24 protein-coding genes are annotated in these 25,279 nt (G+C 73.3%); 17 read left to right on the forward strand and 7 right to left on the reverse strand.

What is annotated here, in order from left to right; genetic code table 11:
* Positions 1-2: 2 nt before the first annotated feature.
* From IEY71_RS00085 to IEY71_RS00110, 6 genes are all read left to right on the forward strand, one after another.
* Entirely contained in the window at positions 3-761 is a 759-nt protein-coding gene (locus tag IEY71_RS00085; RefSeq protein ID WP_189083291.1) for an LLM class flavin-dependent oxidoreductase, read from the forward strand.
* Positions 758-2,242, forward strand: coding sequence for an SDR family oxidoreductase (locus IEY71_RS00090; RefSeq protein ID WP_189085006.1), 1,485 nt, complete (start codon positions 758-760; stop codon positions 2,240-2,242). The genes IEY71_RS00085 and IEY71_RS00090 overlap by 4 nt, the downstream gene beginning before the upstream one ends.
* The gene (locus tag IEY71_RS00095) at positions 2,239-3,573 is read left to right on the forward strand and encodes a cryptochrome/photolyase family protein (protein ID WP_189083292.1); all 1,335 of its coding nucleotides are present in this window, start codon (positions 2,239-2,241) and stop codon (positions 3,571-3,573) included. Before IEY71_RS00090 ends, IEY71_RS00095 begins: the two co-directional genes overlap by 4 nt.
* A gap of 237 nt (positions 3,574-3,810) precedes the next feature.
* Positions 3,811-7,200 (forward strand): fibronectin type III domain-containing protein, encoded by a 3,390-nt coding sequence (locus tag IEY71_RS00100; protein ID WP_189083293.1) that lies wholly within the window; start codon positions 3,811-3,813, stop codon positions 7,198-7,200.
* An 86-nt stretch (positions 7,201-7,286) separates the two neighbouring features.
* On the forward strand, positions 7,287-7,961 hold the full coding sequence (locus IEY71_RS00105; RefSeq protein WP_189083294.1) for a response regulator: 675 nt from the start codon (positions 7,287-7,289) through the stop codon (positions 7,959-7,961).
* On the forward strand, positions 7,958-9,169 hold the full coding sequence (locus IEY71_RS00110; protein WP_189083295.1) for a sensor histidine kinase: 1,212 nt from the start codon (positions 7,958-7,960) through the stop codon (positions 9,167-9,169). Before IEY71_RS00105 ends, IEY71_RS00110 begins: the two co-directional genes overlap by 4 nt.
* Here the strand turns inward: IEY71_RS00110 and IEY71_RS00115 are convergent.
* From IEY71_RS00115 to IEY71_RS00140, 6 genes are all read right to left on the reverse strand, one after another.
* A complete protein-coding gene (locus tag IEY71_RS00115; RefSeq protein ID WP_189083296.1) occupies positions 9,159-9,539 on the reverse strand; it encodes an META domain-containing protein in 381 nt (126 codons plus the stop codon). The genes IEY71_RS00110 and IEY71_RS00115 overlap by 11 nt on opposite strands.
* 103 nt (positions 9,540-9,642) lie before the next feature.
* Entirely contained in the window at positions 9,643-10,077 is a 435-nt protein-coding gene (locus IEY71_RS00120) for a GbsR/MarR family transcriptional regulator (RefSeq protein ID WP_189083297.1), read from the reverse strand.
* Positions 10,074-10,916 (reverse strand): alpha/beta fold hydrolase, encoded by an 843-nt coding sequence (locus IEY71_RS00125; protein WP_189083298.1) that lies wholly within the window; start codon positions 10,914-10,916, stop codon positions 10,074-10,076. Before IEY71_RS00125 ends, IEY71_RS00120 begins: the two co-directional genes overlap by 4 nt.
* Before the next feature lie 62 nt (positions 10,917-10,978).
* Entirely contained in the window at positions 10,979-11,965 is a 987-nt protein-coding gene (locus IEY71_RS00130) for a carbohydrate kinase family protein (RefSeq protein ID WP_189083299.1), read from the reverse strand.
* Positions 11,947-12,294, reverse strand: a complete 348-nt coding sequence (locus IEY71_RS00135; RefSeq protein ID WP_189083300.1) for a hypothetical protein — start codon at positions 12,292-12,294, stop codon at positions 11,947-11,949. Before IEY71_RS00135 ends, IEY71_RS00130 begins: the two co-directional genes overlap by 19 nt.
* Positions 12,294-13,202: an SIS domain-containing protein gene (locus IEY71_RS00140; RefSeq protein WP_189083301.1), complete on the reverse strand. Its 909-nt coding sequence runs from the start codon at positions 13,200-13,202 to the stop codon at positions 12,294-12,296. The genes IEY71_RS00135 and IEY71_RS00140 overlap by 1 nt, the downstream gene beginning before the upstream one ends.
* A gap of 232 nt (positions 13,203-13,434) precedes the next feature.
* Between IEY71_RS00140 and IEY71_RS00145 the strand changes: the two genes are divergently transcribed.
* Genes IEY71_RS00145 through IEY71_RS00180 form a run of 8 tightly spaced genes read left to right on the forward strand, consistent with a single transcriptional unit; the run spans position 13,435 to position 20,255 of the window.
* Positions 13,435-14,733, forward strand: a complete 1,299-nt coding sequence (locus IEY71_RS00145; protein WP_189083302.1) for an ABC transporter substrate-binding protein — start codon at positions 13,435-13,437, stop codon at positions 14,731-14,733.
* Positions 14,733-15,674, forward strand: coding sequence for a carbohydrate ABC transporter permease (locus IEY71_RS00150; RefSeq protein WP_189083303.1), 942 nt, complete (start codon positions 14,733-14,735; stop codon positions 15,672-15,674). The genes IEY71_RS00145 and IEY71_RS00150 overlap by 1 nt, the downstream gene beginning before the upstream one ends.
* 9 nt (positions 15,675-15,683) lie before the next feature.
* Positions 15,684-16,592, forward strand: a complete 909-nt coding sequence (locus tag IEY71_RS00155; protein ID WP_229781462.1) for a carbohydrate ABC transporter permease — start codon at positions 15,684-15,686, stop codon at positions 16,590-16,592.
* A complete protein-coding gene (locus tag IEY71_RS00160) occupies positions 16,589-17,596 on the forward strand; it encodes a D-2-hydroxyacid dehydrogenase (RefSeq protein WP_189083304.1) in 1,008 nt (335 codons plus the stop codon). The genes IEY71_RS00155 and IEY71_RS00160 overlap by 4 nt, the downstream gene beginning before the upstream one ends.
* Positions 17,580-18,359: a DeoR/GlpR family DNA-binding transcription regulator gene (locus IEY71_RS00165; protein WP_189083305.1), complete on the forward strand. Its 780-nt coding sequence runs from the start codon at positions 17,580-17,582 to the stop codon at positions 18,357-18,359. The genes IEY71_RS00160 and IEY71_RS00165 overlap by 17 nt, the downstream gene beginning before the upstream one ends.
* Positions 18,353-19,192: a class II fructose-bisphosphate aldolase gene (locus tag IEY71_RS00170; RefSeq protein WP_189083306.1), complete on the forward strand. Its 840-nt coding sequence runs from the start codon at positions 18,353-18,355 to the stop codon at positions 19,190-19,192. The genes IEY71_RS00165 and IEY71_RS00170 overlap by 7 nt, the downstream gene beginning before the upstream one ends.
* Positions 19,193-19,200: 8 nt before the next feature.
* Positions 19,201-19,578 carry a hypothetical protein gene (locus IEY71_RS00175; protein ID WP_189083307.1) on the forward strand — a complete coding sequence of 126 codons (378 nt, stop codon included), beginning with the start codon at positions 19,201-19,203 and terminating at the stop codon, positions 19,576-19,578.
* Positions 19,575-20,255, forward strand: a complete 681-nt coding sequence (locus IEY71_RS00180) for a polysaccharide deacetylase family protein (RefSeq protein ID WP_189083308.1) — start codon at positions 19,575-19,577, stop codon at positions 20,253-20,255. The genes IEY71_RS00175 and IEY71_RS00180 overlap by 4 nt, the downstream gene beginning before the upstream one ends.
* A 99-nt stretch (positions 20,256-20,354) precedes the next feature.
* Here the strand turns inward: IEY71_RS00180 and IEY71_RS00185 are convergent, their stop codons facing one another.
* A complete protein-coding gene (locus tag IEY71_RS00185; RefSeq protein ID WP_189083309.1) occupies positions 20,355-21,032 on the reverse strand; it encodes a hypothetical protein in 678 nt (225 codons plus the stop codon).
* Between the two features lie 80 nt (positions 21,033-21,112).
* Here IEY71_RS00185 and IEY71_RS00190 point away from each other — a divergent pair, with 80 nt between their 5' ends.
* From IEY71_RS00190 to IEY71_RS00200, 3 genes are read left to right on the forward strand one after another with little or no spacing between them, the layout of a single operon-like run.
* A complete protein-coding gene (locus tag IEY71_RS00190; RefSeq protein ID WP_189083310.1) occupies positions 21,113-21,952 on the forward strand; it encodes a fumarylacetoacetate hydrolase family protein in 840 nt (279 codons plus the stop codon).
* A 28-nt stretch (positions 21,953-21,980) separates the two neighbouring features.
* Complete coding sequence (locus IEY71_RS00195) at positions 21,981-23,348, forward strand: family 4 glycosyl hydrolase (RefSeq protein WP_189083311.1); 1,368 nt, start codon at positions 21,981-21,983, stop codon at positions 23,346-23,348.
* On the forward strand, positions 23,345-25,201 hold the full coding sequence (locus tag IEY71_RS00200) for an IlvD/Edd family dehydratase (protein WP_189083312.1): 1,857 nt from the start codon (positions 23,345-23,347) through the stop codon (positions 25,199-25,201). The genes IEY71_RS00195 and IEY71_RS00200 overlap by 4 nt, the downstream gene beginning before the upstream one ends.
* Positions 25,202-25,279: the final 78 nt, after the last annotated feature.

A 25,279-nucleotide genomic window follows, 5' to 3' on the forward strand; every position in this document is an offset into this window, starting at 1 on the left:
ACATGGCCACCGCGTACTCGATCGGACTCATCGGCACCACGCCGGCCGAGCACGTGCGGGCCCTCGCGCCGCGCATCGAACGGCTCGGCTTCCACGCCCTCTGGCTGAACGACGTGCCCGGCGGCGACTCGCTCGCCGGCCTCCGCGAAGCGGCCGCCGTCACGAGCGGGCTCGGCCTCGCGACGGGCGTCATCCCGCTCGACCGCCGGCCCGCGGCCTCCCTCGACCTCGACGGCCTGCCCGCCGAGCGCACCGTCGTCGGCATCGGCTCGGGGCGCGCGGACAAGCCGCTCGGGCTCGTGCGCGACGGCCTCGCCGAGCTCCGCGCCCGCACCTCGGCCTCGCTCGCGGTCGGCGCGCTCGGCCCGAAGATGCGCGAGCTCGCCGCGCACGAGGCCGACGCCGTGCTGCTGAACTGGCTCACCCCCGACGCGGGCGAGGCCGCCCGCGAGGAGCTGCACCGGCAGGCCGCCGGCCGCGAGGTGCGCGCCGTGCTCTACGCCCGCACCATCGTCGAGCCCGCCGCCCGCCCGCCGCTCGAAGAGGAGTCCGCGCGCTACCAGTCGTTCCCCGCCTACGCGGCGAACTTCGCCCGGCTCGGCTTCGGCGCCCTCGACACGACCATCGCGGATGCCGAGCGGCTCGCCGCCTACGACGGCCACGTCGACGAGCTCGTGCTGCGCGCGATCACCCCGAGCGGGTCCCTCGACGAGCTCGAACGCTTCGTCGAGCGCACCGCGGAGTGGCTGCCGACGCCATGAAGGTGCTCGTGACCGGCGCGACCGGCTACCTCGGGGGACGGCTCGTCCCGAGGCTGCTCGCGGCCGGCCACGAGGTGCGGCTCATCGCGAGGCATCCCTCCCGGCTCGCCGAGGCCCCCTGGGCCGGCGACGTCGAGATCGTCGAGGGCGACCTCACCGACCGCCGGGCGGTGGACGAGGCGATGACCGGTGCGGATGCCGCGTACTGGCTCGTGCACTCCATGGGCGCGCCCGGCGATTTCGAGGCCAGCGAGCGCGCCATGACCGAGCAGTTCGCCGCCTCGGCGCGCGAGCACGGCGTGCGCCGCATCGTCTACCTCGGCGGCCTGCACCCGCCGGGCGTGCCGCTGTCGCGCCACCTGCGCTCGCGGGCGGAGGTCGGCGAGATCCTGCTGCGCTCGGGCGTGCCGACGATCGTGCTGCAGGCGGGCGTCGTGATCGGCTCCGGCTCGACCTCCTTCGAGATGATCCGCCACCTCACCGAGGTGCTGCCCTACATGCCCGCGCCGCGCTGGGTGCGCTCCTTCATCCAGCCGATCGCGGTGCGCGACGTGCTGCACTACCTGATCGGGGCGCTCGACGCGCCGCCCGAGGTGAATCGCGCCTTCGACATCGGCGGGCCCGACGTGCTGCGCTACGGGCAGCTCATGAACGGCTACGCGGTCGAGGCGGGCCTGCCGCAGCGGCCCATCGCCGCACTGCCCGTGCTGACCCCGTGGCTCGCGGGGCAGTGGGTGAACCTCGTCACCCCCATCCCGCGCCGGCTCGCCGTGCCCATCATCGAGTCGCTGCAGTACGACTGCGTCATGCACGACCACGACATCGACGCGGTCATCCCGCCGCCCGCCGAGGGCCTGCTGCCCTACCGCACCGCCGTGCGCCTCGCCCTCGAACGGGAGCGCGCAGGCGAGGTCGAGACGAGCTGGCGCAACGCCGCCGCCCCCGGCGCGCCGAGCGACCCGCTGCCGAGCGACCCGGACTGGGCGGGCCACACCGTCTTCACCGACGAGCGCACCCGCGCCTGCGCGGCCCCCGCCGCCGAGCTGTGGCGCGTCATCGAGGGCGTCGGCGGCGAGAACGGCTGGTACTCGTTCCCGCTCGCCTGGGCGGTGCGCGGCTGGATCGACAAGCTCGTCGGCGGCGTCGGCCTCGTGCGTGGTCGCCGCGACCCGCACGAGCTGCACGAGGGCGAGGTCGTCGACTTCTGGCGGGTCGAGTCGCTGGAGCGCGGGCGCTCGCTGCGGCTGCGCGCCGAGATGCGGGTGCCGGGCCGGGCCTGGCTCGAGCTCTCGGCGGAGGAGGCGCCCGGCGGCGGCTCCCGCTACCACCAGCGCGCCGTGTACTTCCCGAAGGGGCTCGCGGGACGGCTGTACTGGTGGGCCATTCTCCCCTTCCACGGCATCATCTTCGCCGGCATGGCGAACCGCATCACCGCCGAGGCCGAGGCCGGCGCGCGCGAGCACGCGGGAGCGAGCTCGTGACCACCGTCGTCTGGTTCCGCGACGACCTGCGGATCGCCGACCACCCCGCGCTCGCGGCCGCCGCCGACGACCCGGGCGGCGTCGTCTGCGTGTACGTGCTCGACGAGGCATCCGCCGGCATCCGCCCGCTCGGCGGTGCCGCCCGCTGGTGGCTCCACCACTCGCTCACCGCGCTCGCCGCCTCGCTCGCCGAGCTCGGCGCGACCCTCGTGCTGCGCCGCGGCCCGGCCGGCGAGGAGGTGCCGCGCGTCGTCGCCGAGGCGGGCGCCGACCGCGTGCTCTGGAACCGCCGCTACGGCGGCGCGGAACGCGAGGTGGATGCCGCGCTGAAACGCGAGCTGCGCGAGGCGGGCCTGGCCGCCGACTCCCTGCCGGGCGGCCTGCTGCACGAGCCGTGGACGATCACCACGAAAGAGGGCGGCCCGTACCGCGTCTACTCGCCGTTCTGGCGCGCGTGCCTCGCCGCCCCGCCGCCCGCGCGCCCGCTCGAGGCGCCCGACTCGCTCCGCGACGCGGCCGGCGAGGTGCGCTCCGACCGCCTCGACGACTGGGAGCTGCTGCCCACCCGTCCGGACTGGGCCGGCGGGCTCGCCGAGACCTGGCAGCCGGGGGAGGCCGCCGCCCTCGAGCGGCTCGAGACCTTCCTCGACGAGCGCGTCGACGACTACGCCGACGACCGTGACGTGCCCGCCATCGACGCCACCTCGAACCTCTCGCCGCACCTGCGCTGGGGCGAGCTCAGCCCGCGCACCGTGTGGCACCGCGCCACCGAGCCCGGCCGCGCCTCCGCCGCGTTCCTCGGCGAGCTCGGCTGGCGCGAGTTCGCCTGGCACACGCTGTTCCACGCCCCGGATCTCGCCGAGCGCAACCTCGACCGCCGCTTCGACGCCTTCGAGTGGGCCGAGCCCGACGCGGAGCTCGTCGGCGCGTGGCAGCGCGGCGAGACCGGCTTCCCGCTCGTCGACGCCGGCATGCGCGAGCTCTGGCGCACCGGAGCCATGCACAACCGCGTGCGGATGGTGACCGCCTCGTTCCTCACGAAGAACCTGCTCACCGACTGGCGCGTCGGCGAGCGCTGGTTCTGGGACACCCTCGTCGACGCCGACCAGGCGAGCAACCCGTTCAACTGGCAGTGGGTGGCGGGCTGCGGGGCCGACGCCGCGCCCTACTTCCGCATCTTCAACCCGCTGCTGCAGGAGAAGAAGTTCGACCCCGAGGGCCGCTACGTCGGCCGCTGGGCGCCCGACAGCGCCGGCCGGATGCCGATCGTCGAGCTGCCCTTCACCCGGGAGCGCGCGCTCGCCGCGTACGCCCGCATCCGCGGGAGCTGAGCGAGCCGAGTGAGCTGAGCGGCCCGAGCGAGCCGAGCGGGCGCAGCGAGCGCCTCGGCTTGGGGCCCGAATCCACCCGAGCTGGGGGTGCGCGCGAGGAGTTTTCTCCCTGTGGCCCGCGCGGGGCCCGTTCCTAGGCTGATCGCGTCCTGCCGCCTGTGCGCGTCCGCGCACCAGACGTTCCGGCTCAACCGGGGCGCCGCCGAGGCAGGGCGCCAGACCCGAAGGCGTCCCTACATGACTTCGCAGGCTGCTGCCGCCACCCCGACCGCGCGCCCGGCGCGCTCCCGCCACCTCATCCGATTCGCCGCCTGCGGCGTCGCCGCCTCGCTCGCGCTCGCCGCGCAGCCGATGGCCGCGGTCGCCGCGCCGCCGAGCGTCACCGGCCCGAGCGAGCCCGTCGCCTACGTCGAGCAGGCCCCGCCCGTCTCCGTCGGCGAGCAGGTCAGCTTCGCCGGCGGCTCGGGCTACGGCGGCGGCTACCTCGACTTCGCGGTCGACGGCGGCACCGCCGACGAGACCCTCTCGCTGCTCACCGCGGAGACGGCCGATACGACGGCCGGGGTCGTCAGCATCGCCGGCACGAGCGTGTACCTCGGCAACGGCACCGGTGCGGACCTGATCGGCGCCGTGGCATCCGACCGCGCCGGGGCGAACGGCGCGCTGCGCATCGTGTTCGCGAGCCCCTTCGACAACCCGAGCTTCGAGGACGACGACAGCATCGGCGGCTGGACCGTCATCCAGGACCGCGTCGACCTCGGCGTCACCACCATCGCCGGCGTCCGCACCATCGATCAGAGCACCTACGCGGGCCTCTCGGGCGGCGCCAACGCCCCGCTCGACGACGACGCGGCGCCCGTGTCGGCGAGCTACACGGTGCGACTCAGCACCGTGGACGCGAGCCACGGCGCCACGAGTCTCGAGCTCACGAGCGACATGCAGACGGCCGAGGGCTGCGATGTCGTGCACGGCCCGGCCGTGTACAGCAACCCCTTCGAGGCCGCGGCGAACGACAAGATCTCCTTCGACTGGCGCGCGTTCCAGGGCTCCGACGACTTCCACGTCTACGGCTACATCCTGAACACCGCGACCGGCGCGCAGACCCCGGTGCTCGACGCCACCGGCGGCAACGAGGTCAACGCCTTCGTCACCAAGGAGACGGTGATCCCCGCCTCGGGCGAGTACCGCTTCGTGTTCGTCGGCGGCACCCAGGACAAGACCTGCGGCCGGGCCGCGGGCGCGACCCTGCTCATCGACAACGTGCGCGTCTTCGGCACGAAGGTCACCGACGCGGTCGCCGCCTCGATCAGCGACAAGCTGCAGTACCACAACGCTTCGGACGACCCCGCGGCCAGCCGCACGATCAAGATCACCGCCGCCGACGCCGACGGCCAGGTCTCCGCGGCCGGCAGCGTCGCGATCGCGATCACCGCCGTCGACGACGAGCCCTCGTTCGGGCCGGTCGCGCCGATCACGCTCGTCAACCAGGACGGCGCGCAGAGCTACCCCACGACCACCGGCACGCTCGACGCCACCGACCCCGACAGCCCCATCACGAGCGCCATCGTCGGCGGCGAGCCGGCCACCACGACGATCGACGGCGTCACCTACACGCAGCGCAAGCGCGGCAGCTACGGCACGCTCTACCTCGACGGCGCGACCGGGGCGTACGCCTTCGTGCCGGATGCCGCGGCCGCCGACGCCCGCCAGCGCGACGACAGCGAGCGCTTCGAGTTCGAGATCTCGGCCGAGGACCGCTCGCCGGGCGGCCCGCACCCCGCCAAGACCGCGCGGCAGTCGCTCACCGTCAGCCTCGAGGTCGCCGCGACCGGCCCCGGCGCGGGCACCGCCACGAGCGCCGTCGCCGGGTTCGAGCGCGCCGTCGTCAGCTGGACCGCCCCGGTCTGGGAGGGCGGCGCCGCGATCACCGGCTACGCCGTGGAGTGGTCGACCGACGGCGGCGAGTCGTGGACGACCGCGACCGACGACACCGGCTCCGCCGCGACGAGCACCACCGTGCTCGGCCTGACCGCGGGCACGCCGCACGTGTTCCGCGTCGCCGGCCTGAACGCCAACGGACAGGGCCCGTGGGCGGCCATCAGCAACGAGGCCGTGCCGTACACGAAGCCGGCCGCGCCGGCCCCCGTCACCGCGACGCCCGGCGACACCACGGTCGAGCTCGCCTGGACCGCCCCCGTCGCCGACGGCTGGTCGCCGGTCACCGGCTACCGCATCGAGCGGTCCATCGACGGCGGCCTCACCTGGGCGACGATCGTCGCCGACACCGGCACCCCGCTGCCGACGCTGCTGCGCGGCCAGGCCCTGCGCCCGTCCGCCCTGCTCGCGCCGACCCCGGCCACGAGCTACACGGCCACCGGCCTGCGCAACGGCGAGCCGGTCGCGTTCCGGGTCTCGGCGATCAACGCCGCCGGCACCGGCGTGCACGCCGAGACGGCGCTGACGACGCCGCGCACCACGCCCGGCGCCCCCGCCCCGCTCGTCGCGACGCCCGACGACGCGCGCGTCGAGCTCAGCTGGACGGCCCCGGCCGACACCGGCGGCGCGCCCGTCACCGGCTACCGCGTCGAGCAGTCGCTCGACGGCGGCACCACGTGGACGACGGTCGTCGCCGACACCGGCAGCACCGCGACGAGCACCACCGTCACGGGGCTCGCGAACGGCACCCCGGTCGCGTTCCGGGTCTCGGCCCTGAACGAGGCCGGCAGCGGACCGGCGGCGGATGCCTCGGCCACGCCCCGCCGCCCCGCCGACGCCGTGACGATCGACTCGATCACGCCGGGCAACCGCACCCTCACCGTGGCGTTCACCCCGCCCGCGAGCGACGGCGGCTCGCCGATCAGCGACTACGAGTACTCGATCGACGGCGGCAAGACCTGGATCCCCGCCGGCACCACGACGAGCCCGATCGTCATCGAGGGGCTCGGCAACGGCGTGCCCCGCCAGGTGTCGGTGCGCGCGGTGACCGAGGCCGGGCCCGGCGCGGCATCCCCGGCCCAGACCGCCACGCCGGTGCTGCAGCCCGTCCGCAGCTCCTCGGGTGCCCTGCCGAAGCTCGCCGCGGGCAAGGCCGCCTCGAGCCTGAGCGGCGTCGACGAGCCCGTGACGACGCGCACCGACGGCGACGCCTTCGTGATCTCGGGCGACGGTTTCGCGGTGCGCGTGCAGGCGGTCGGGCCCGACGGCAAGCCTGTGGCGCTCGTGAACGGCACCCTCGCGGTGCCCGCGGGCGGCGCGCTGCGCATCAGCGGCTCCGGCTTCCAGGGCGGCAGCGCGCTCGACTTCTGGCTGCTGGGCGCGGAGCTCGGCCTCGGCGAGACCACCGCGGCCGCCGACGGCTCCTTCACCGCGACGCTGACCCTGCCCACGGGCCTGCGGCTCGGCGCCGAGACGCTGCAGATCAACGGCCTCTCGCCCGAGGGCGGCCTCCGCAGCATCGTGACCGGGCTCACCGTGGTGTCGGCGGACGACCTCGCCGCCACCGGCCGGGACGTGTCGATCGAGGCCGTCGCACTCACCGGCGGCGGGGCCCTGTTGCTCCTGCTCGCCGGCATCTGGATCAGCGTCATCACCCGAAGGCGCCGAGGCGAGGGTCGCGCGCAGCTCTGAGCCGACCACCCGTCTTGGCGATCGGGGCGGAGGTGCATCCTCCGCCCCGATCGCCATGCCCCGCCCCGCTAGACTCTCGACGAGTCATGAGCGCCGAACCAGCCATCCGAGTCATCCTCGTCGAGGACCAGGCGCTGTTCCGTTCCCTGCTGAGCGACCTCGTGCGTGCGGAGCCCGGGTTCGAGCTCGTCGCCGCGGCCGCCGGCATCGCCGAAGCGCGGGCTCTTGCGGCGGATGCCGAGGCCGACGTGGTGCTGCTCGACATCGAGCTGCCCGACGGCAACGGCTTCCAGTTCGGCCGCGAGCTGCGGCGCGCGCGCCCCGGGCTCGGCGTCGTGCTGCTCTCCAGCCACGACCTGATGGAGCTGCTGCTCGCCCTGCCCGACCGCGAACGCGCCGGCTGGAGCTACCTCTCGAAGGTCTCCTCCACCTCCCGGGAGACGCTGCTGCGGGCCCTGCGGGTGAGCGCCAGGGGCGCGAGCATGCTCGACCCGGAACTCCTGGGCCGCCTGCGCCCACGCCGCGGCAGCGCGCTCGCCGGCCTCACCCCGCGGCAGCTGCACGCGCTGCGCCTGCTCGCCGAGGGGCTGTCGAACGCGGCCATCGCCCGCGACATGGGCATCTCGAACCACTCCGTCGACAACCTGCTGAATGCCGTCTACTCGACGCTGGGCGTGCGCGACGACGGCGACCTCAACAGCCGGGTCGCCGCGGCCCTGCACCTCGTGCGCGACGGCGCCCCCGGCGGGGCCGGGGCATGAGCCCGCGCGCCCGCAGCGCGGCGCCGACGGCCTCGACGCCGACGGTCGCGAGCAGCGCGCTCGAGGCGCGCGACCGGGCGGACGACCGGCGGGTGCTGCTGTTCACGGCGGGCGTGCTGCTCACGGCGTTCGCGATCGGCTCGACGTTGCAGACGATCTTCATCTACCGCCCGGAGCGGGTCGCCACCTCGGAGCTCATCGCCGAGGCCCCGCAGCTGCCCGACCGGCTGATGACGAACCTCGTCACCGTCGCGATCGCGCTGCTGCTCGCCGCCTTCGTGCGGCTCGAAGAGCGGCGGCCCCTCGCCGCGGCGGGCGCGGTGCTCGCGATCGCCCTCCCGGTCGCCCTGGCCCGGCACGGGCTGCAGCTGCTGCTCGGCATCTACGTCGCCCCCGAGCTCGACGTCAGCCTCGTCGAGGTGTGCTCGGTCGCCGTGGTGATCGCGGTCGCGCTGGGCCTCGCGCTCGCGCAGGTGCGCACCCGCGTGCGGCTGCGCGAGCACGAGCGCGCCGAGGCCGAGCACCGGCTGCGGGCGTCGACGGCGCTCGCCGAGCTGGCCGCGGAGGAGATGCGGGTGCGCCGCGAGGTGGCCGACGGCTTGCACGGCACGTTGCAGGGGCGGCTGGTGCTGAGCCAGGCCGCGATCGACGCGATCCAGCGCCGCGGGGTCGAGGAGGGCTGGAGCGAGGCCGCGCTCGCGCAGCTCGCCGGGCTGCGCCGCGACCTCGAGCGGATGCGGGAGCACGACGTGCGCGAGCTCAGCAACCTGCTCTATCCGGTCGGCGTCGACGTGAGCCTCGCCCACGCCATCCGGGCGCTCGTGCGCCGGGTGCCGGCGGAGATCGACATCACCGCCGAGGTCGACCCCGAGGCGGACCTCGCGCTCGACCGCGGCGACGACGCCGTCGCGCAGCGCATCGCCGTCGTGCGCGGCATCGAGGAGGGCATCACGAACGCGCTCCGGCACGGTGCGGCGACGACGATCCGGGTGATGGTCGGCGTCAGCGACGTCGACGGCGCCGGCGCGCCGCGCGTCCGCGCGACGGTCGAGGACGACGGCGTCGGCCTGCCCGACTCGCCCCGCTGGAACGGGCTCGCCCGCACCTCCGAACGGCTCGGACTGCGCGGCGGCCGCGTCGAGCTCGCGCCGTCGTCGCTCGGCGGCGCGCGCCTCGAGGTCGAGGTCGCGGCACCCGTCAGGAGTTGACGGGGGCGCGATCGAGCGTCGCGATCTGCGCCTCGTCGTCGGCGTAGACCGTCATGGTGTCGCCCGACACGTTCGCCGTGTCGAGGCCTTCGAGCAGCGCCTCGGTGTCCGGACACGCCATGCGCGTCGAGGCGACGTCGTCGAAGGAGATGTTGTCGTCCTCCATCGTCCAGCTGCCGGTGAGGCGGTTGCAGCCGTCGCTGCCGGTGAAGGCCCCGCCGCTCTCGAGCTCCAGGTAGGCGCCGTCGGGATCGCCCCAGGTGCCCACCGGGTCGGGGCCGCCGCCTCCGGCGCAGCCGCCGAGCATCGTGACGAGCATGACGGCCGCGAGTGCGGCTCCGGCCGTGCGGCCGCCCCGGATCCCAGACATGAGCTTCCCCCCGTCCGACGCGTCGCAGTCGCGACGCCGGGCCCAGCATTCGTTGGCCGGCGCGCGTCGGTCCCCCTCTGCTTAGCGAAGCGCGCCGCCCGCGTCAACGGCGGGAGCGCAGCATCTGCTCGCCGGCGTCGACGTAGGCGCTGAAGAGGCCGGTGACCGCGCGCAGGCGTTCGGCGGCGTGCGCGTCGTCGGTGAGCGGCTCCGCCGCCTCGAGGGCGCGGATGAACGCCCGGGACCGCTCGTGGCTCGCGGCGAGGAGCTGTTCGAAGCCGCCCGCGGCCTCGACCAGGAGGCGGCGGCTGCCCGGCTGGGGGATCGTGCGGGCGAGCCCCCACGCGGCGAGCTCGCGGGTGGCCTGGCTCACGGCGCCGGCGCTGAGGCCGAGCGCCTCGCGCAGCTGCTCCGACGAGGAGGGCTCGGCCCGCAGCAGCAGATATCCGTAGACGCGGCCGGTGGCCCGGGCGAGCTGCCACGAGGCGAGCGTCTCGCCCATCACGTCGATGAAGCGCTGCTCCTCGGCATCGTTCATGCGGCGGTCCCTCCTGCGCTCGGCGGCCGGCCGTGCCATGCTGCCAGCAGCTGGAGCAGGAGCTCGTTCACCGCGTCGGGCGCGTCGAGCGTGACGATGTGCCCGGCCCGTGGGACGACGCGCTCGGCGACGCCCTCGGCCGCCGCCCAGCGGGGCATCGCGGTGGCGATGTTGCCGGTGCGGTCCTCGGCGCCGCGCACGAGCGCGAGTGGCACCAGGCTGCGGAAGCCGGGCTCGGGGGAGACGAGCGAGACGGTCGCGCGCCAGACGTCGAGGAACACCGCCTTCGGCATCCGGGCGAACATCGCCTTGGTGCGGGCGATCGCCTCCGGGGTGACCGCGGACGCCCGCGCCATCAGGCCGGGCAGCCGCTCGGCGGGGACGAGCCCGAGCATCGGCGCCGCGAGCCGCAGCGCGAACCGCTCGCCGGCGCTCAGCGGCCCGGCGTTCCAGGTGGAATCGAGCACGACGAGCCCGGCGGCGCGGTCGGGGTGCGCGCGCACGAAGGCCTGCGAGAGGTTGCCGCCGAGCGAGTGGCCGACGAGCGCGGGGCGGTCGAGCCGGAGCGCGTCGATGAGCGCGGCGAGGTCGTCGAGGGCGTCGGCCGCGGTGAAGCGCGTGCCGGCGTCGAGCCGGGATGCGCCGTGCCCGCGGAGGTCCCAGCGCACGGTACGGTGCCCGGCCGCCGCGAGCGCCGCGAACTGCGCGTCGTACATGCCGCGGTCCATGCCGGCGCCGTGGGTGAGCACGACGGGGATCCGGTCCGTGCCGTCGCCCTCGGCGAGCTCGTAGCCGAGCTCGGCACCCGGGCGGACGAGCGATCCCGTTATATTCACCATTCTCTGAATATAGCCCACGATTCCGACGTGCCCGACGTTCATGAACGTCGGGCACGTCGTGGCTAGGAGCGGGTGACCGCCACTCGTTCGGCGAGCGCGCTCGCCGTCGCGAAGTCGGGTTGCGCGCCGACCCCGCCCGCGCCCCGCGTGGACGCGGTGCCGCAGGCGACCGCGAGGGCGAGGGCGGGCTCGGGAGGGAGGCCGCGGAGCCGCGCGGCGAGGTAGCCCGCGGCGAGGGTGTCGCCCGCGCCGACCGTATCGACGAGCGGACCGTCGACGGCGGGCGTCGAGGCGACGATCCGTTCGGTCGCGCCGTCGCGACGGCGCGCGGCGACCGCGCCCTCGGCGCCGAGCTTGCCGATGACGACCCCGCCCGCCGGCATGACGTCGAGCACCCCCTCGACGGCGTCGTCGAAGCGGTCGCGGCCGGTGATGCTGCAGAGCTCCTCGGCGTTGCCGAAGTACACGTCGCAGTGCGCGAGGAGCGCGAGGATGCCCGAGTCCCACTCCTCGGCGGGGTCGAAGTTGCCGTCGACCGAGGTCTGCACGCCGAGCGCGCGGGCGCGGGCGAACAGCGCCGAGGCTCCCGGGTGCAGCGCGTGCTGCAGGAAATAGCTGCCGACGTGCAGGTGGCCGACGCCGGCGAGCAGCTCGTCGTCGACCTCCTCGGCGGCGACCGTGCCGATCGAGCCCATCGAGGTGAGGATAGCCCGGTCGCCGTCGGGCCGGGTGAGGTGCGTCGAAGCGCCGGTCGGCAGGCTCGGGTCCACGCGGACGCGATCGGTCGTCACGCCGCGCCGGCCGAGCTCCTCGTCGAGGAAGCGGCCGAAGGCGTCGTCGCCGCGCACGCTGAGCAGGGCGGTCGGGATGCCGAGCGCGGCCGCGCCGCACGCGGTGATCGCCGAGGAGCTGCCCATGGTGAGCGTCGTCGCGCGGACGAGCTGCTCGTGCTGGCCGAAGCGCAGCTCGCCGTCGACGTCGATGATGAGGTCGACGCACAGTTCGCCGACGACGAGCAGCCGCCCTCCGGTCACCTCGGCCGCTGCCATTCGCACCACACTCCTTCGAACTCGACGCCGGCGCTCCGGCTCCAGTCTGCGGCAGCCCGGGCCGCCGCGTCGCAGGCGCGCGTCGTCGCCGGCTCGCCACGGTCGGAGCCGTGCACGGTGACGACGGCCCAGCCGCCGCTCGGGCGGGGTCCGGATGCCTCCGTTGCGGAGGCCGTGTCGCCGCTCGCGACGGACAGCGGCGCGGGGGTCGCGAGCGCGATCACCTGGCCGGCGCCGAGCCCGAGCGCCCCGGCGACCGCGTCGGCGACCGCGAGGAGCAGCTCGCGCAGCCGCGGGTGCTCGCGGCTCGCGACGGTGACGACGGGCATCAGTCGGTGACCAGGACCGAGCGGTTGAGGAACGGGGGCGTGTCGGGGTTGCGCCCGCGCAGCGTTGCGAGCTCGACCGCGAGCCGGTGCACGAGCGGCAGGTTCCCCTGCGGGTCGAGGCCGTTCACGTAGCTCGTGGCGCCCGTCGCGCGCACGTCGTCGACGATGACCTCCGGGGCCTCGCCGAGGAACCAGACGAGGGTGTTCGGGCCGGCGCAGGAGATGGGCCCGTGCTGGTACTCCCACATCGAGTACGCCTCGGTCCAGAAGCCGGCCGACTCGCGCACCTTGAGGGCGGCCTCCTGCGCGATCCCGACGCTCCAGCGGTGGCCGAGGAAGACGATGTGCTCGATGTCGGCCGGCGCCATCGGCAGCTCGGCGGCGAGGGCGGCGCGGCCGTCGGCGACGAGCTGCTCGTCGGCGAGCCCGATCGAGGCGCGCAGGGCGGTGAGCCCGGTGGTCGCGAAGCGCGTCTGCACGATCGACTGCTCGTCGGCGAAGCCGAGGTGCACGGTGCGGTCGGCGCAGAGGCGCCCGAGCGGGGTGTCGGTGTCGCCGAGGATCGCGGTGATCGTGTGGGTGTCGCGGTAGCGCTCGACGAACTCGACGACGTCGGCCGTGGTGCCTGAGCGGGAGATCACGACGAGGTGCTCGTCGTCCTCGATCCAGGGGAGCTCGCTGGGGATCGCGGCGCGGGTGCGGGGCAGCCCCGCGTCGTTGCGGAGGTAGGCGTAGGCATCGCCGACGTAGTACGAGGTGCCGCAGCCGACGACGAGGACCTTCTCGTCGGGCCCGGGCAGCAGGGCTCGGTGCTGCGGGTCGAGTTCGATGGCGCGGGCCCACATCTCGGGCTGGCTCGTGAGCTCCGCCCGGGTGATCGCGGCCGGCTCGGCGATGGGTTCGTTCATCTCGCGTGCTTCCTGGTTCGTCGCCGTCGGTCGCGGCAATTCGAGCAAAGTCAATCAGAAATGAGCAAAGAATGAAAGCTATTGACGAATTGAGGCTATTGTTGAATACTGCCAGGACCGAGAGACGCAGCGCAGCATCGAGGCCGCGTCCGATCACAGATGGGCCAGCATTGAAGCTGCGCCGGGATGCCGCATCGACGAGGCATCCGATCACAACGAAGGAGATCGAAGCGTGAAACTGAGCTCAGGGCGCCTCTTCGGCGCAGTCGGCCTGGTGGCCGCGAGCACCCTGGTGCTGTCCGGATGCGCGGGCTTCGGCGGAGGCGGCTCCGGTGGCGGCGGCGATCAGACGCTGACCTTCACCACCTGGGGCAGCGAGTCCGAGGAGACCACGTTCAAGGACCTCATCGCCCAGTTCGAGGCCGAGCACGAGGGCACCGACATCAAGCTGAACGTCGTGCCCTACGACCAGATGTTCTCCAACATCGACGCGCAGCTCGCCTCCGGCGACGCCCCCGACATCTTCCGCGTCGACTACGGCAACCTCGGCGTCTACTCGAGCCAGGACCAGCTCCTCGACCTCAGCGATTCGTTCAGCGACGACGAGATCGCCGAGTTCACCCCGGCGATGTGGGAGGCCGTCTCCTACGAGGGCGTGCCCTACGGCGTACCGCACCAGACCGACGTCTCCGCCCTCCTCGTGAACACGCAGATGGTGAAGGATGCCGGCATCGACCCGGCCTCGCTGCCGACCACGCAGGACGACGCCTGGACCTGGGACGAGTTCGCGGCGGTCGCCGGCGAGCTGCGCTCCGCGCTGCCCGCCGACAAGTACCCCTTCGTCTACAACTGGCAGTTGGGCGGCGCGCCGCGCTGGCTGAGCTGGCTCTTCCAGGCCGACGGCACCTTCCTCGACGGCGACACCGCCACGATCGACTCGCCCGAGGGGGCCAAGGCGCTCGACTTCACGAAGAGCTTCTTCGAGCAGCAGTGGGTGCCGCCGACGAGCTCGACCAAGGGCACCGTCTACGCGGACTCGCTCTTCACCGAGGGCACCGCGGCGATGGCCTTCGTCGGCTCCTTCCTTGTGCCCGACATCGACAGCCTCGCGAAGTTCGACTGGACGGCCATCCCGATGCCCCGCGACGAGCGCGGCGCGACCGACCTCGGCGGCAACGCCCTCGTCGCGACGAAGGGCACGAAGAACCCCGAGCTCGCCGCCGAGTTCCTGAAGTTCATGGTCTCGGCCGACGCCATGTCGGAGTTCTGCGCCAACACGAACGAGCTGCCGACCCGCCTCGACCTCGAGGGCGACGCCGTGCAGTTCAAGATCCGCCCCGACGTCATGCCGGTCTTCGTCGACCAGGCCGCGACGATCGAGCCGGGCGACGTGAAGCAGCTCACCTCCCCGGCGATGGCGGCCATCAACACCGCCCTGCAGGACCAGCTCGAGGCGGCCTTCATCGGCGGTCAGTCGACGGCGGACACGCTCGCGAACCTCTCGGCCGCGATCGAGGAGGCGGCGAAGTAATGACCGCTCTGACCGCCCGTGGCCGGGAGCGCGCGAGCGCGTCGCCCCGGCCGCGGGCGGCGCGTCGCGCCGCCCGGTTCAAGGAGTCGCTCGTCGGCTGGGGGTTCGTCGCGCCGAACCTCGTGCTGATGTCGCTCTTCCTCTTCATCCCGATCGTCTGGGCGCTCATCCTCTCCTTCCAGGAGACGAAGGGCTTCGGCGATCCCGAGTGGGTCGGCGCCGCGAACTACGCGAAGCTGCTCGCCGACCCGGTGTTCTGGCAGAGCCTCGCGAACACGCTCGTCTTCACGGTCGCGACCGTGCCGATCGAGCTCGCCGGCGGGCTCGGCCTCGCCGTGCTGCTGAACTCGGTGATCCCGGCGCGGGGCCTCTTCCGCACGATCATCGTGCTGCCCATGGTGATCTCGGGCGTCGCATCGGGCATGATCGCGGTCATCCTGTTCTACGAGTCGAACGGCCTCGTGAACAAGGTGCTGCAGGCGCTCGGGCTCGACGCCATCGGCTGGCAGTCGCAGGGCACCCCGGCGATGGTCTCCGTCGTGATCGCCGCGATCTGGCTGCGGCTCGGCTTCAACATGATCATCTACCTGGCCGGACTCCAGTCCATCTCGCCCGAGCTCTACGAGGCCGCCCGTATCGACGGGGCGAGCAAGTGGCAGCAGTTCCGCTCGGTGACGGTGCCGCTCGTCGGCCCCTCCACCTTCTTCCTGCTGATCATGAACGTCATCGCCTCCTTCCAGGTCTTCGACCTCATCTTCGTGATGACCGGCGGCGGCCCCGGCAACGCGACCTCGGTGCTCGTCACCTACGCGTACCGGAACGGCTTCCAGATCCGCGAGCAGGGCTACGGTGCCGCGATCGGCATCGTCATCCTGCTCATCACCCTCGTCTTCACCTTCATCCAGTGGAAGACGAACCGCACCCGAGACCTCGTGGAATAGGAGCGCATCGTGGCACAGACCACCTCGGTGCTCGAGATCGCCGACGCCGAACTGCTCGGCCCGCGCGGCGCCGCCCGCGTGCAGCGCCGCCGCCGATACTCGAGCGAACGCAAGGGCATCGTGTGGCGCACGATCCTCGTCGCGCTCGTCGCCCTGATCGTCGTCTTCCCCCTGTACTGGATGCTCGTCGTGGCCTTCTCGCCGCGCGGCGAGGTCTTCGAGCCGGGCCTGCGGCTCTGGCCGAGCACGTTGACGCTCGAGAACTTCGCGAAGGTGTTCGACCGGGTGCCGGTGCTCGACTGGTTCGGCAACTCGGTCGTGATCGGCGCCTTCGTGACCGCGCTGACGGTCATCGTGAACCTGCTCGCCGGCTACGCCTTCGCCCGGCTCCGCTTCCGCGGTCGCAACGGCATCTTCCTGCTCGGGCTCGCGACCATGATGATCCCCGTGCAGGCGATCATGGTGGCGCAGTTCAAGCTCGTCTCCGGCCTCGGCATCTACGGCAGCTACTGGGGCGTCATCCTGCCCGGCGCGGCCGCCGCCTTCGGCATCTTCCTCGCCAGGCAGTTCTTCCTCTCCATCCCCGACGAGGTGATCGAGGCGGCCCGGATCGACGGCGCCGGCCAGCTGCGCATCTTCCTGCAGGTGGTGCTGCCGCTCTGCAAGCCGCTCATCGCGGTGCTGACCCTGCTCACCCTGCTCGGCAGCTGGAACGACTTCGCCTGGCCGCTCATCGCGCTGAAGGACAACGAGCTATTCACCCTGCCGATCGGTCTGCTGTACCTGAAGAACCAGACCTCGCCGGACTACAACGCGATCATGGCGCTCTCGCTCATCGCGGTGCTGCCGATGGTGCTGCTGTTCGTGTTCTTCCAGCGATACTTCGTCCAGGGCTTCGCGAGGAGTGGAATCAAGTGACCATCAGCTATCTCTGCACGCTGCCGCTGCCGGACCACTGGTTCGACGAGCTCGCCCGGCGCGTGCCCGGCATCGAGATCGTGCGGGCCGAGACCGGGGCCGAGGTGCCGGCCGAGACGCTCGGCCGCATCGAACTGCTGCACACGGGCGACTGGTTCCCCGAGCCCGCCGCCGTGCCGGCGCTGCGCGGCGTGCAGCTCGACACCTCGGGCGTCGATCACGTGCGCGGCACCCCGCTCTGGGCGAGCGGCGTGCCGATCGCGACGCTCGGCGGCATCGCGCCGGTGCCGATGGCGGAGTACGCGACGATGGCGATCCTCGAGCTCGCGCACCGGATGCCTCGCATCGAACGGCATCGCGCCGAGCGCAGCTGGCCGTCGAACGCCGAGCGGCTCGCGACGCTGACGCCGCGGCAGCTGGCCGGCGCCACGGTCGGCATCGTCGGCTACGGCCGCATCGGACGCGAGATCTCGCGCCTCGCGGAGGTGCTCGGCATGCGGGTGCTCGGCGTCAGCCGTTCGGGCGCGCGGCGGCAGGGCGGCGAGAAGTTCGACACCGGGCGCCGCGCGGCCGCCGACGATCCGGCCGAGCTGTTCCCGATCGGCCGGCTCGACGAGGTGCTCGCGCAGAGCGACTTCCTGGTCGTCGTCGTGCCCCTCACCGAGGAGACCCGCGGACTGATCGGCGAGCGCGAGCTCGCGCTGCTGCCGGAGGGGGCCTACGTCGTGAACATCGCCCGCGGCGGCATCGTCGACGAGACCGCGCTGCTCGCGGGCCTGCGTGCCGGGCGCATCGCCGGCGTCGCGCTCGACGTCTTCGACGAGGAGCCGCTCGGCCCCGACTCGCTCTGGTGGTCGGAACCCGGCGCGCTGATCACACCGCACGTCGCGGGACTCGCGCCGCAGTACCATGCACAAACGCTCGATCTCGTGGTCGAGAACGTGACTCGACTGGCCGAGCGACGGCCGCTGGTGAATGAGGTGGACCGTGCAGCCGGTTACTGAGCCCCTGATCGGGCCGAAGCGACAGCGCGAGCTGCTCAACTACATCCGCACCTACGGCGCGGGCTCCGTCAACGAGATGGCGAAGCTGCTCGGCGTCAGCACCTCCACGGTGCGGCGCGACCTGAACGAGCTGCAGGACCGCGGACTCATCGAGCGCGTCCACGGCGGCGCGGCGCAGGTCGAGGACGACGTGGAGCCGCTCCGGCCGCTCCGCGAGACCGCCTACGCGGAGGAGAAGCAGCGCATCGGCCGGGCCGCGGCCGCGCACGTGCAGCCGAACTCCACGGTCCTCATCACGGGCGGCACCACGACCGAGGCAATGCTGCCGTTCCTCGGCTCCGTGCCCGGGCTCACCGTGCTCACGAACAGCCTGACCGTGGTGAGCCGGCTCGCGCAGTTCCCCGACATCGACATCATCGTGCTCGGCGGGCTGCTGCGGCGGCAGGAGATGAGCCTCCTCGGTCACCTCACGATCTCGGGCCTCGACGAGTTCGGCATCGACCAGGCGTTCACCGGCGCGTTCGGCGTCGACCCGGAGATGGGCGTGACGGGCACGAACCTCTCGGAGACGCAGACCGACCGCTCCCTCGCCTCCTCGGCGGTGCGGCTCACGGTGCTCGCCGACCACTCGAAGCTCGCGAAGCGCGGGCCCGCGAAGCTCGTGCCGACGAGCGGCATCTCGCGTCTCATCGTCGACGACGGCGCGGATGCCGAGGTGCTGGAGCGTCTGCGCGAAGCCGGGGTGACCGTCGAGACATGCTGACCCCGACCTCCCGCCTGGTCGCGGGGCTGGGCGCGAGCCTGCCCTCGATCGCGGCCTTCAACGTCATCACCCTCGAGTACGCCGAGGGCATCGTCGCCGGCGCCGAGCGCGCGGGGTTGCCCGTGCTGCTCTCGGTGAGCCACAACGCGGTGCGCTTCCACGGCGGCCTCGCGCCGATCGCGGCGGCCTGCCGCCGGCTCGCCGAGGACGCCGAGGTGCCGGTGGCCCTGCACCTCGACCACTGCGAGTCGGAGGCGCTCGTGCGCGAGTCCGCGGAGCTCGGCTTCGGCTCGGCCATGTTCGACGCCTCCCGGCTGCCCTACGAGCAGAACGTCGCCGAGACCGCCCGGGTGGCCGAGTTCGGCCGCGGCGCCGGGCTGTGGGTCGAGGCCGAGCTCGGCGAGATCGGCGGCAAGGACGGCGCGCACGCCCCGGGCGTCCGCACCGACCCCGCCGAGGCGGCCGCCTTCGTCGCCGCGACCGGCGTCGACGGCCTCGCGGTCGCGGTCGGCACCTCGCACGCGATGACCGACCGCACGGCCCGCCCCGACGACGCGCTCATCGCCCGGCTCGCGGCGGCCGTGCCGGTGCCGCTCGTGCTGCACGGCTCCTCCGGCGTCGCCGACGCGGGCATCCGCTCGGCGGTGGCCGCCGGCATCCGCAAGGTCAACGTCGGCACGCAGCTGTCGGCCGCCTATTCCGATGCCCTCCGCGCGACGCTCGGCTCCAGCACCGACCCGCGGGCGGCGCTCGCCGCGGCCCGCGAGGCGATCGCCGAGCGGGTCGCCCAGCTGCTCGCCGTCGTCTCCTCCCCCATCGATCCCCAGAGTTAGGACCACCCATGTCAGCAACCGTGTCCGGGCCGAGCGCCCACGAGGGCGAGCCGAGCGCGGCCGAGCTCCTCGCGGCCGGCGACATCCTCGGCCTCATGCGGGCCTGCCACGACCGCCGGCTCGAGCGCGAGGGCATCCCCATGGTGCTCGGCCTCGCCGACGAGCGCGGCAGCATCCCCGAGGCGGCGACCCCGGCCCAGCTCGCCGAGGGCCGCGCCTTCGCCGAGGTCTTCGACCGCTACTCGGCCGAGCTCGTGCCGTGGGCGCGCGCCGACGACGAGGGCGCCGTCATCACCGCGATGCAGGTGCTCGCCTACACCCACTTCGCGCCCGGTGCGGCGCCGATCACGGACGCCGCGTCCGTCACGGAAGGACCCCACGCATGACCAGGCCCTCGTTCGACGCCCAGCGCGAGCAGCTGCAGCGCGGCCACTTCATCCGCGTCGTGAACTACCACTCGACCCCGCGCGGGGCCCGCGCGGAGCTCGCGAGCGAGCTCGCCGGCTTCGCCCGCGACTACGCCCCGGTGACCCTCGACGACCTCGACCGGCTGTTCGAGACCGGCACCTGGCACAAGGACAAGCCGGGCGTCATCCCCGTCTTCTACGAGGGCTACCGCAACTCGGTGACGGTCGCGGCCCCGCTCTGCGACGAGCTCGGCCTCACCGGCTGGTTCCCGATCGCCACCTCCTTCGTCGACTGCGATCCGGAGCACCAGGAGGCCTTCGCCCGGGCGCACTGGATCTCGCTCGTCGAGGAGGACACGAAGGGCGGTCGCATCGCGATGAACTGGGACGAGGTGGCCGAGATCTCGAAGCGGCACGTCGTCTTCCCGCACACGGCGCACCACGAGGGCTTCGACGGCGTCTTCTCCGACGCCGACCTCGAACGCGAGGTCGTCGAGTCGAAGCGCCAGCTGGAGGCGGTCACCGGGCAGGAGGCGCCGGCGTTCGTCTGGCTGCACGGCTCGTCGTATGGGCAGAGCCCGCGCCACGATCAGGTGGTGCGGGATGCCGGCTACCGCTACCAGTTCGCCAACACGATGATCCACCGCATCAACTAGCGGAGCGAGGGGCCGGGCCGGTGGCCGGCCCCTCGCTGTGCCCGCCGTTCGCGTCCGCCCGGGCGCCGCTCGGCCGCCCCTCGTGCGGCGCCCGCTCGGTCAGACCGGCACGCCGCGGTGGCGCAGCAGGCCGTCGTGCTCGCGCCAGACCAGCTCGACGGTGCCGCCGTGCCGGGTCGAGTCCGCCGAGCGCGCGGTGCCGGGCACGACCCGATGCAGAACGCCGAGTTCTCCGAGCCGGCGCACGGCCCGCTCGTCGTCGAGCGCCGGCCCCGCGCTCGCGGGGTGCCAGCTGCGCTCCGGGTAGGGGAGCGGGGCGGACGCGAACCCCCGGATGCGGCCGTCGCCGCCGAGGGTCGTCGCCCGGAGCGCCCCCTCGTCGTCCGGCTCGCCGAGGCGGAAGCGGGCGACGTCGCTCGCGGCATCCGTCCCGCGCCGGGTGAAGGCGGCCTCGGGCGACCAGTACCAGCTCTGCAGGCCCCCCTCGGCGTCGAGGGCGAGCACCTCCAGGTGGTTCGGGCCGAGCGGCGACTGCACGATCTGGGCGTCGACGTAGCGCGCACCCGCGGCGAAGTGCAGGCCCGCGCTCCAGCGGCCGGGCGGCACCTCGGGGGTCTGCAGCGGGTCGTCGTCGTGGTCCGCGTTGAACCAGAACACCCAGAGCCCGTCCACCGCGTCGCAGGCGAGGAGTTCGAGGTTTCCCCGGGCGCCGTACACGCCCTGCGCGATGGAAGCGGGTCCGGCGGTGGCACGGTCTGCCCCGACGATCTCGGTCATTTCTGAATGCATCTGCTTATTCTTGCTCATATGTGCCTATTTGTGACACGATGGGCGCAACGTCATCCCGAAGGAGAGCAATGAGAATCGCCCGCGTCCTCGTCGACGGACAGCCCCGCCTCGTCGTGCGTGACGAGCGCTCGACGCGCGTCGCCCCCGCCGGGCACGCCGACGACGCCCTCCAGGCCATCGCCGCCGCAGCCGCCGGCGGCACCGCCGACTGGGCCGAGCTCGACGTCGAGGGCCTCGAGTTCCTCGCCCCGGTCGCCGACGCCGGCAAGCTCATCGCCGTCGGCCTGAACTACGTCGACCACACCGCCGAGACCGGGCTCGCCCAGCCCGAGCGCCCGCTCACCTTCGCGAAGTACGCGACGTCGCTCACCGGCCCGGCGAGCGACGTGATCGTGCCCGACCACCTCACCCAGGGCGTCGACTTCGAGGCCGAGCTCACCCTCCTCATCGGCCGCCGCTGCGGCGGCGCGACCCCGGCGACGCTCGCTGACGTCGCCGCCTACACCGTCGCGAACGACGTCTCGGCGCGCGACGTGCAGTTCGGCGACGTGCAGTGGACCCGCGGCAAGTCCTTCGACACCTTCACCCCGCTCGGGCCCTGGCTCGTCACGCCCGACGAATTCGGCGAGCCCGGCGGCCACCGCATCTACGCCGAGGTCGACGGCGAGCTCCTGCAGGAGGACGACACCGCCGAGATGATCTTCGACGTGCCGACCATCCTCGCCTTCGTCAGCGACGGCGTCACGCTCGAGCCCGGCGACCTCATCCTCACCGGCACCCCCGCCGGGGCGGGCGGCTTCCGCACCCCGCCGCGCTACCTCCAGCACGGGCAGGTCGTCACCGCCGGCGTCGAGGGCATCGGCGAACTGCGCAACCGCTTCGTCTACCGCTCGCGGCTCGCCGCGTAGCACCCTGGAAGGACTGCGAAGGAGCACCATGAGCATCGACCGTCGAGTACTCGTCCTGATCGGCGCAGGATCCGCCGTGTTCACCCGCGGCCTGCTGGCCGACCTCATCGGCGCCGAGGACCTCGGCGCGTGGGAGATCCGCCTCGTCGACGTCGACCCGGTCGCGCTCGACGTCGCCGCCGACCTCGCCGAGTCGATGGTCGCGGCGCGCGGGGTGGGCGAGACGATCCGCGTGGTCCGCTCCACCGAGCGGCGGCAGGTGCTGCCCGGCGCCGACTTCATCGTCACCTGCGTCGGCGTCGGCGGCCGGCCCGCCTGGCAGCTCGACCACGAGATCGTGCAGAAGCACGGCGTCTTCCAGCCGGTCGGCGACTCGATCATGCCGGGCGGCATCTCGCGGCTGCTCCGCACCACCCCGGTGCTCGTCGACATCGCGCGCGACATCGCCGAGCTCGCGCCCGAGGCGTTCTTCTTCAACTACTCGAACCCGATGACCGCGAACGTGCAGGCCATCCACCAGCAGACCGGCCTCGACGTCGTCGGGCTCTGCCACGGCATGCACCACATCCAGCGCGAGCTCGCCCAGCTCATCGACGCCCCCTTCGAGGAGACGTCGACGCTCTACGCCGGCATCAACCACCTCACCTTCATCTACGACTTCCGCTGGAACGGCCGCGACGCCTGGCCGCTGATCCGCGAGCGGGTGCGCCGCGAGCTCGCCGAGGCACCCGACCCGGCCGACATCGGCAACATCTTCTACGAGACGCCGACCGCCTGGCACAACCCGTTCGCCTGGGAGCTGTTCGAGCGCTACGGGGCCTTCGCCGCCGCGGGCGACCGGCACGTCGTCGAGTTCTTCCCCGAGCGCTTCGCCTCGGGCGACTACTACGGCAAGCAGCTCGGCATCGACGCGTTCAGCCTGCCGGAGATCCTGGAGTGGGGCGAGAACCGCTACCAGGGCATGAAGCGCCAGGCGCTCGGCGAGGAGCCGCTCGACCAGTCGATCTTCGAACGCTCGGGCGGCGAGCAGGAGCAGCTCATCGCGATCATCCGCTCGATCACCTTCGACCGCCGCGAGATGTTCAGCTGCAACGTCGTGAACCGAGGCATGGTGCCAGGCCTGCCCGAGTGGTCGGCCGTCGAGATCCCCGGCGTCGCGACGGCGCGAGGCATCCGCCCCGTCTCGGTGCCCGACCTCGGCAGGCCGCTCACCGCGATCCTCGCTCGCCGGCTCAGCTCCGTCGACCTCGCGGTCGAGGCCGCCCTCACCGGCGATCGCGGCCTCGTCGTCGAGGCGATGATCGCCGACGGCGCGGTGACCGACGCCGACCGCGCCGCGGCCCTCGCTGACGAGCTCATCGCGGCCCAGGCGGCGCACCTGCCGAGGTTCGCATGACCGCCCGCAACCTCGGTAAGGAGGAGCGCGAGGCCGCCGAGCTCGCCGCCGCCGAGGCGGCCGGCGCCGAGGCGGCCGGCGCCGCGGACGAGACCGCCTTCGCCGCGCGCGGCGGTGTGCCCACCCACGAGTGGGGCGACGGGCTGCGCAGCCAGCAGTGGTTCGGCGCCGAGGGCAAGACCGGGTTCATGCACCGCTCGTGGCTGCGCAGCGAAGGGCTGCCCGACGACAGCTTCCGCGGCCGGCCGATCATCGGCATCGCGAACTCCTGGAGCGAGCTCACGAGCTGCAATCTGCACCTGCGCGGCCTCGCCGAATACGTGAAGCGCGGCATCTGGCAGGCCGGCGGCGTGCCGTTCGAGTTCCCCACGACCTCGGCGGGGGAGCCGATCGTGCGCCCGACGGCGATGCTGCTGCGCAACCTCATGGCCATGGACCTCGAGGAGACGCTGCGCTCGAACCCCCTCGACGGCGTCGTGCTGCTCGCGGGCTGCGACAAGACCACCCCGGCCTACCTCATGGGCGCCGCCTCCGTCGACCTGCCGGCCCTGCTCATCACCGGCGGCGCCATGCTGAACGGCAAGCATCGCGGCACCGACATCGGCTCCGGCACCTCGGTGTGGAAGTTCACCGAGGCGCACCGTGCCGGGCTCATCGACGACACCGCGATCACCGAGGCCGAGGGCTGCATGGCCCGCAGCCAGGGGCACTGCCAGACCATGGGCACCGCTTCGACGATGGCCTGCGTCTCGGAGTTCATGGGGATGCAGCTTCCGGGCACGGCCTCGCTGCCCGCGAACGACTCGCGGCGGCAGGCCGCCGCGCACCTGGCCGGCCGGCGCATCGTCGAGATGGTCGCCGAGGACCTGCGGCCCTCGAAGATCCTCACCAGACGGGCCTTCGAGAACGGAGTTCGCGCGAACGCCGCGCTCGGCGGCTCGACGAACGCCGTCATCCACCTGCTCGCGCTCGCCCGCCGGGTCGGAGTCGAGCTCACCCTCGACGACTTCGACACGCTCGTGCGGGACGTGCCGGTGCTCGCCGACCTCATGCCGAGCGGGCGCTTCCTCATGGAGGACTTCGAGTACGCCGGCGGCACGGCGGGCTTCGCCGAAACGCTCGGCGAGCTGCTGCACCGCGACGCGCTCACCGTCACCGGCGCGACGCTCGGCGAGAACTACGCCGGCGCGGAGGTCTTCAACCGGGAGGTGATCCGCCCCCTCGACCACCCGGTCAAGCCCGTCGGCTCCGGCATCGCCGTGCTGCGCGGCAACCTGGCTCCCCGCGGCGCGGTCATCAAGCAGTCGGCCGCCGACCCGCGGCTGATGCAGCACACCGGGCGCGCGCTGGTCTGGGACACGCTGCAGGCCTACCTCGCCGACGCCGAGGACCCCGAGCTCGACGTCGCGCCCGACGACATCCTCGTCGTGCGCAACGTCGGGCCGAAGGGGTACCCGGGCATGCCGGAGGTCGGCAACCTCGCCCTGCCGCGGAAGATCCTCGAGACGGGCGTCACCGACATGGTGCGCATCTCCGACGCGCGGATGAGCGGCACCTCGTACGGCACCGTCGTGCTGCACGTCGTGCCCGAGGCCGCCGCGGGCGGACCGCTCGCCTTCGTGCGCACGGGCGACACGATCACCCTCGACGTGGCCGGGCGTTCGCTGCACGTGCACGTCTCCGACGAGGAGCTCGAGGCGCGCCGGGCGGACTGGCAGCCGCCGACGGTGCCGGGCAGCGAGCGCGGCTGGACCCGCCTCTACATCGAGCACGTCACCCAGGCCGACGAGGGGCTCGATCTCGACTTCCTGCAGGGGCGCTCCGGCGCCGCGGTCGGTCCGCAGGCGTTCTGATGACGGACGCGGGCGTGCTCGTCGTCGGCGCCTCCGGCATCCTGGCCCCGGCCGCCGCGCAGCTCGCGGCGGGCGGCG

This window comes from Agromyces mediolanus (assembly GCF_014648575.1).
GTDB lineage: Bacteria > Actinomycetota > Actinomycetes > Actinomycetales > Microbacteriaceae > Agromyces > Agromyces mediolanus.

Excerpts from the sequence above, each read along its gene's own strand:
- IEY71_RS00110 (WP_189083295.1), top strand. The coding sequence starts at position 7,958 with ATGAGCCCGCGCGCCCGCAGCGCGGCGCCGACGGCCTCGACGCCGACG.
- IEY71_RS00115 (WP_189083296.1), bottom strand. The coding sequence starts at position 9,539 with ATGTCTGGGATCCGGGGCGGCCGCACGGCCGGAGCCGCACTCGCGGCC.
- IEY71_RS00200 (WP_189083312.1), top strand. The coding sequence starts at position 23,345 with ATGACCGCCCGCAACCTCGGTAAGGAGGAGCGCGAGGCCGCCGAGCTC.
- IEY71_RS00120 (WP_189083297.1), bottom strand. The coding sequence starts at position 10,077 with ATGAACGATGCCGAGGAGCAGCGCTTCATCGACGTGATGGGCGAGACG.
- IEY71_RS00100 (WP_189083293.1), top strand. The coding sequence starts at position 3,811 with ATGACTTCGCAGGCTGCTGCCGCCACCCCGACCGCGCGCCCGGCGCGC.
- IEY71_RS00190 (WP_189083310.1), top strand. The coding sequence starts at position 21,113 with ATGAGAATCGCCCGCGTCCTCGTCGACGGACAGCCCCGCCTCGTCGTG.
- IEY71_RS00175 (WP_189083307.1), top strand. The coding sequence starts at position 19,201 with ATGTCAGCAACCGTGTCCGGGCCGAGCGCCCACGAGGGCGAGCCGAGC.
- IEY71_RS00150 (WP_189083303.1), top strand. The coding sequence starts at position 14,733 with ATGACCGCTCTGACCGCCCGTGGCCGGGAGCGCGCGAGCGCGTCGCCC.
- IEY71_RS00085 (WP_189083291.1), top strand. The coding sequence starts at position 3 with ATGGCCACCGCGTACTCGATCGGACTCATCGGCACCACGCCGGCCGAG.
- IEY71_RS00140 (WP_189083301.1), bottom strand. The coding sequence starts at position 13,202 with ATGAACGAACCCATCGCCGAGCCGGCCGCGATCACCCGGGCGGAGCTC.
- IEY71_RS00195 (WP_189083311.1), top strand. The coding sequence starts at position 21,981 with ATGAGCATCGACCGTCGAGTACTCGTCCTGATCGGCGCAGGATCCGCC.
- IEY71_RS00135 (WP_189083300.1), bottom strand. The coding sequence starts at position 12,294 with ATGCCCGTCGTCACCGTCGCGAGCCGCGAGCACCCGCGGCTGCGCGAG.
- IEY71_RS00125 (WP_189083298.1), bottom strand. The coding sequence starts at position 10,916 with ATGGTGAATATAACGGGATCGCTCGTCCGCCCGGGTGCCGAGCTCGGC.
- IEY71_RS00170 (WP_189083306.1), top strand. The coding sequence starts at position 18,353 with ATGCTGACCCCGACCTCCCGCCTGGTCGCGGGGCTGGGCGCGAGCCTG.
- IEY71_RS00130 (WP_189083299.1), bottom strand. The coding sequence starts at position 11,965 with ATGGCAGCGGCCGAGGTGACCGGAGGGCGGCTGCTCGTCGTCGGCGAA.
- IEY71_RS00185 (WP_189083309.1), bottom strand. The coding sequence starts at position 21,032 with ATGACCGAGATCGTCGGGGCAGACCGTGCCACCGCCGGACCCGCTTCC.
- IEY71_RS00180 (WP_189083308.1), top strand. The coding sequence starts at position 19,575 with ATGACCAGGCCCTCGTTCGACGCCCAGCGCGAGCAGCTGCAGCGCGGC.
- IEY71_RS00090 (WP_189085006.1), top strand. The coding sequence starts at position 758 with ATGAAGGTGCTCGTGACCGGCGCGACCGGCTACCTCGGGGGACGGCTC.
- IEY71_RS00105 (WP_189083294.1), top strand. The coding sequence starts at position 7,287 with ATGAGCGCCGAACCAGCCATCCGAGTCATCCTCGTCGAGGACCAGGCG.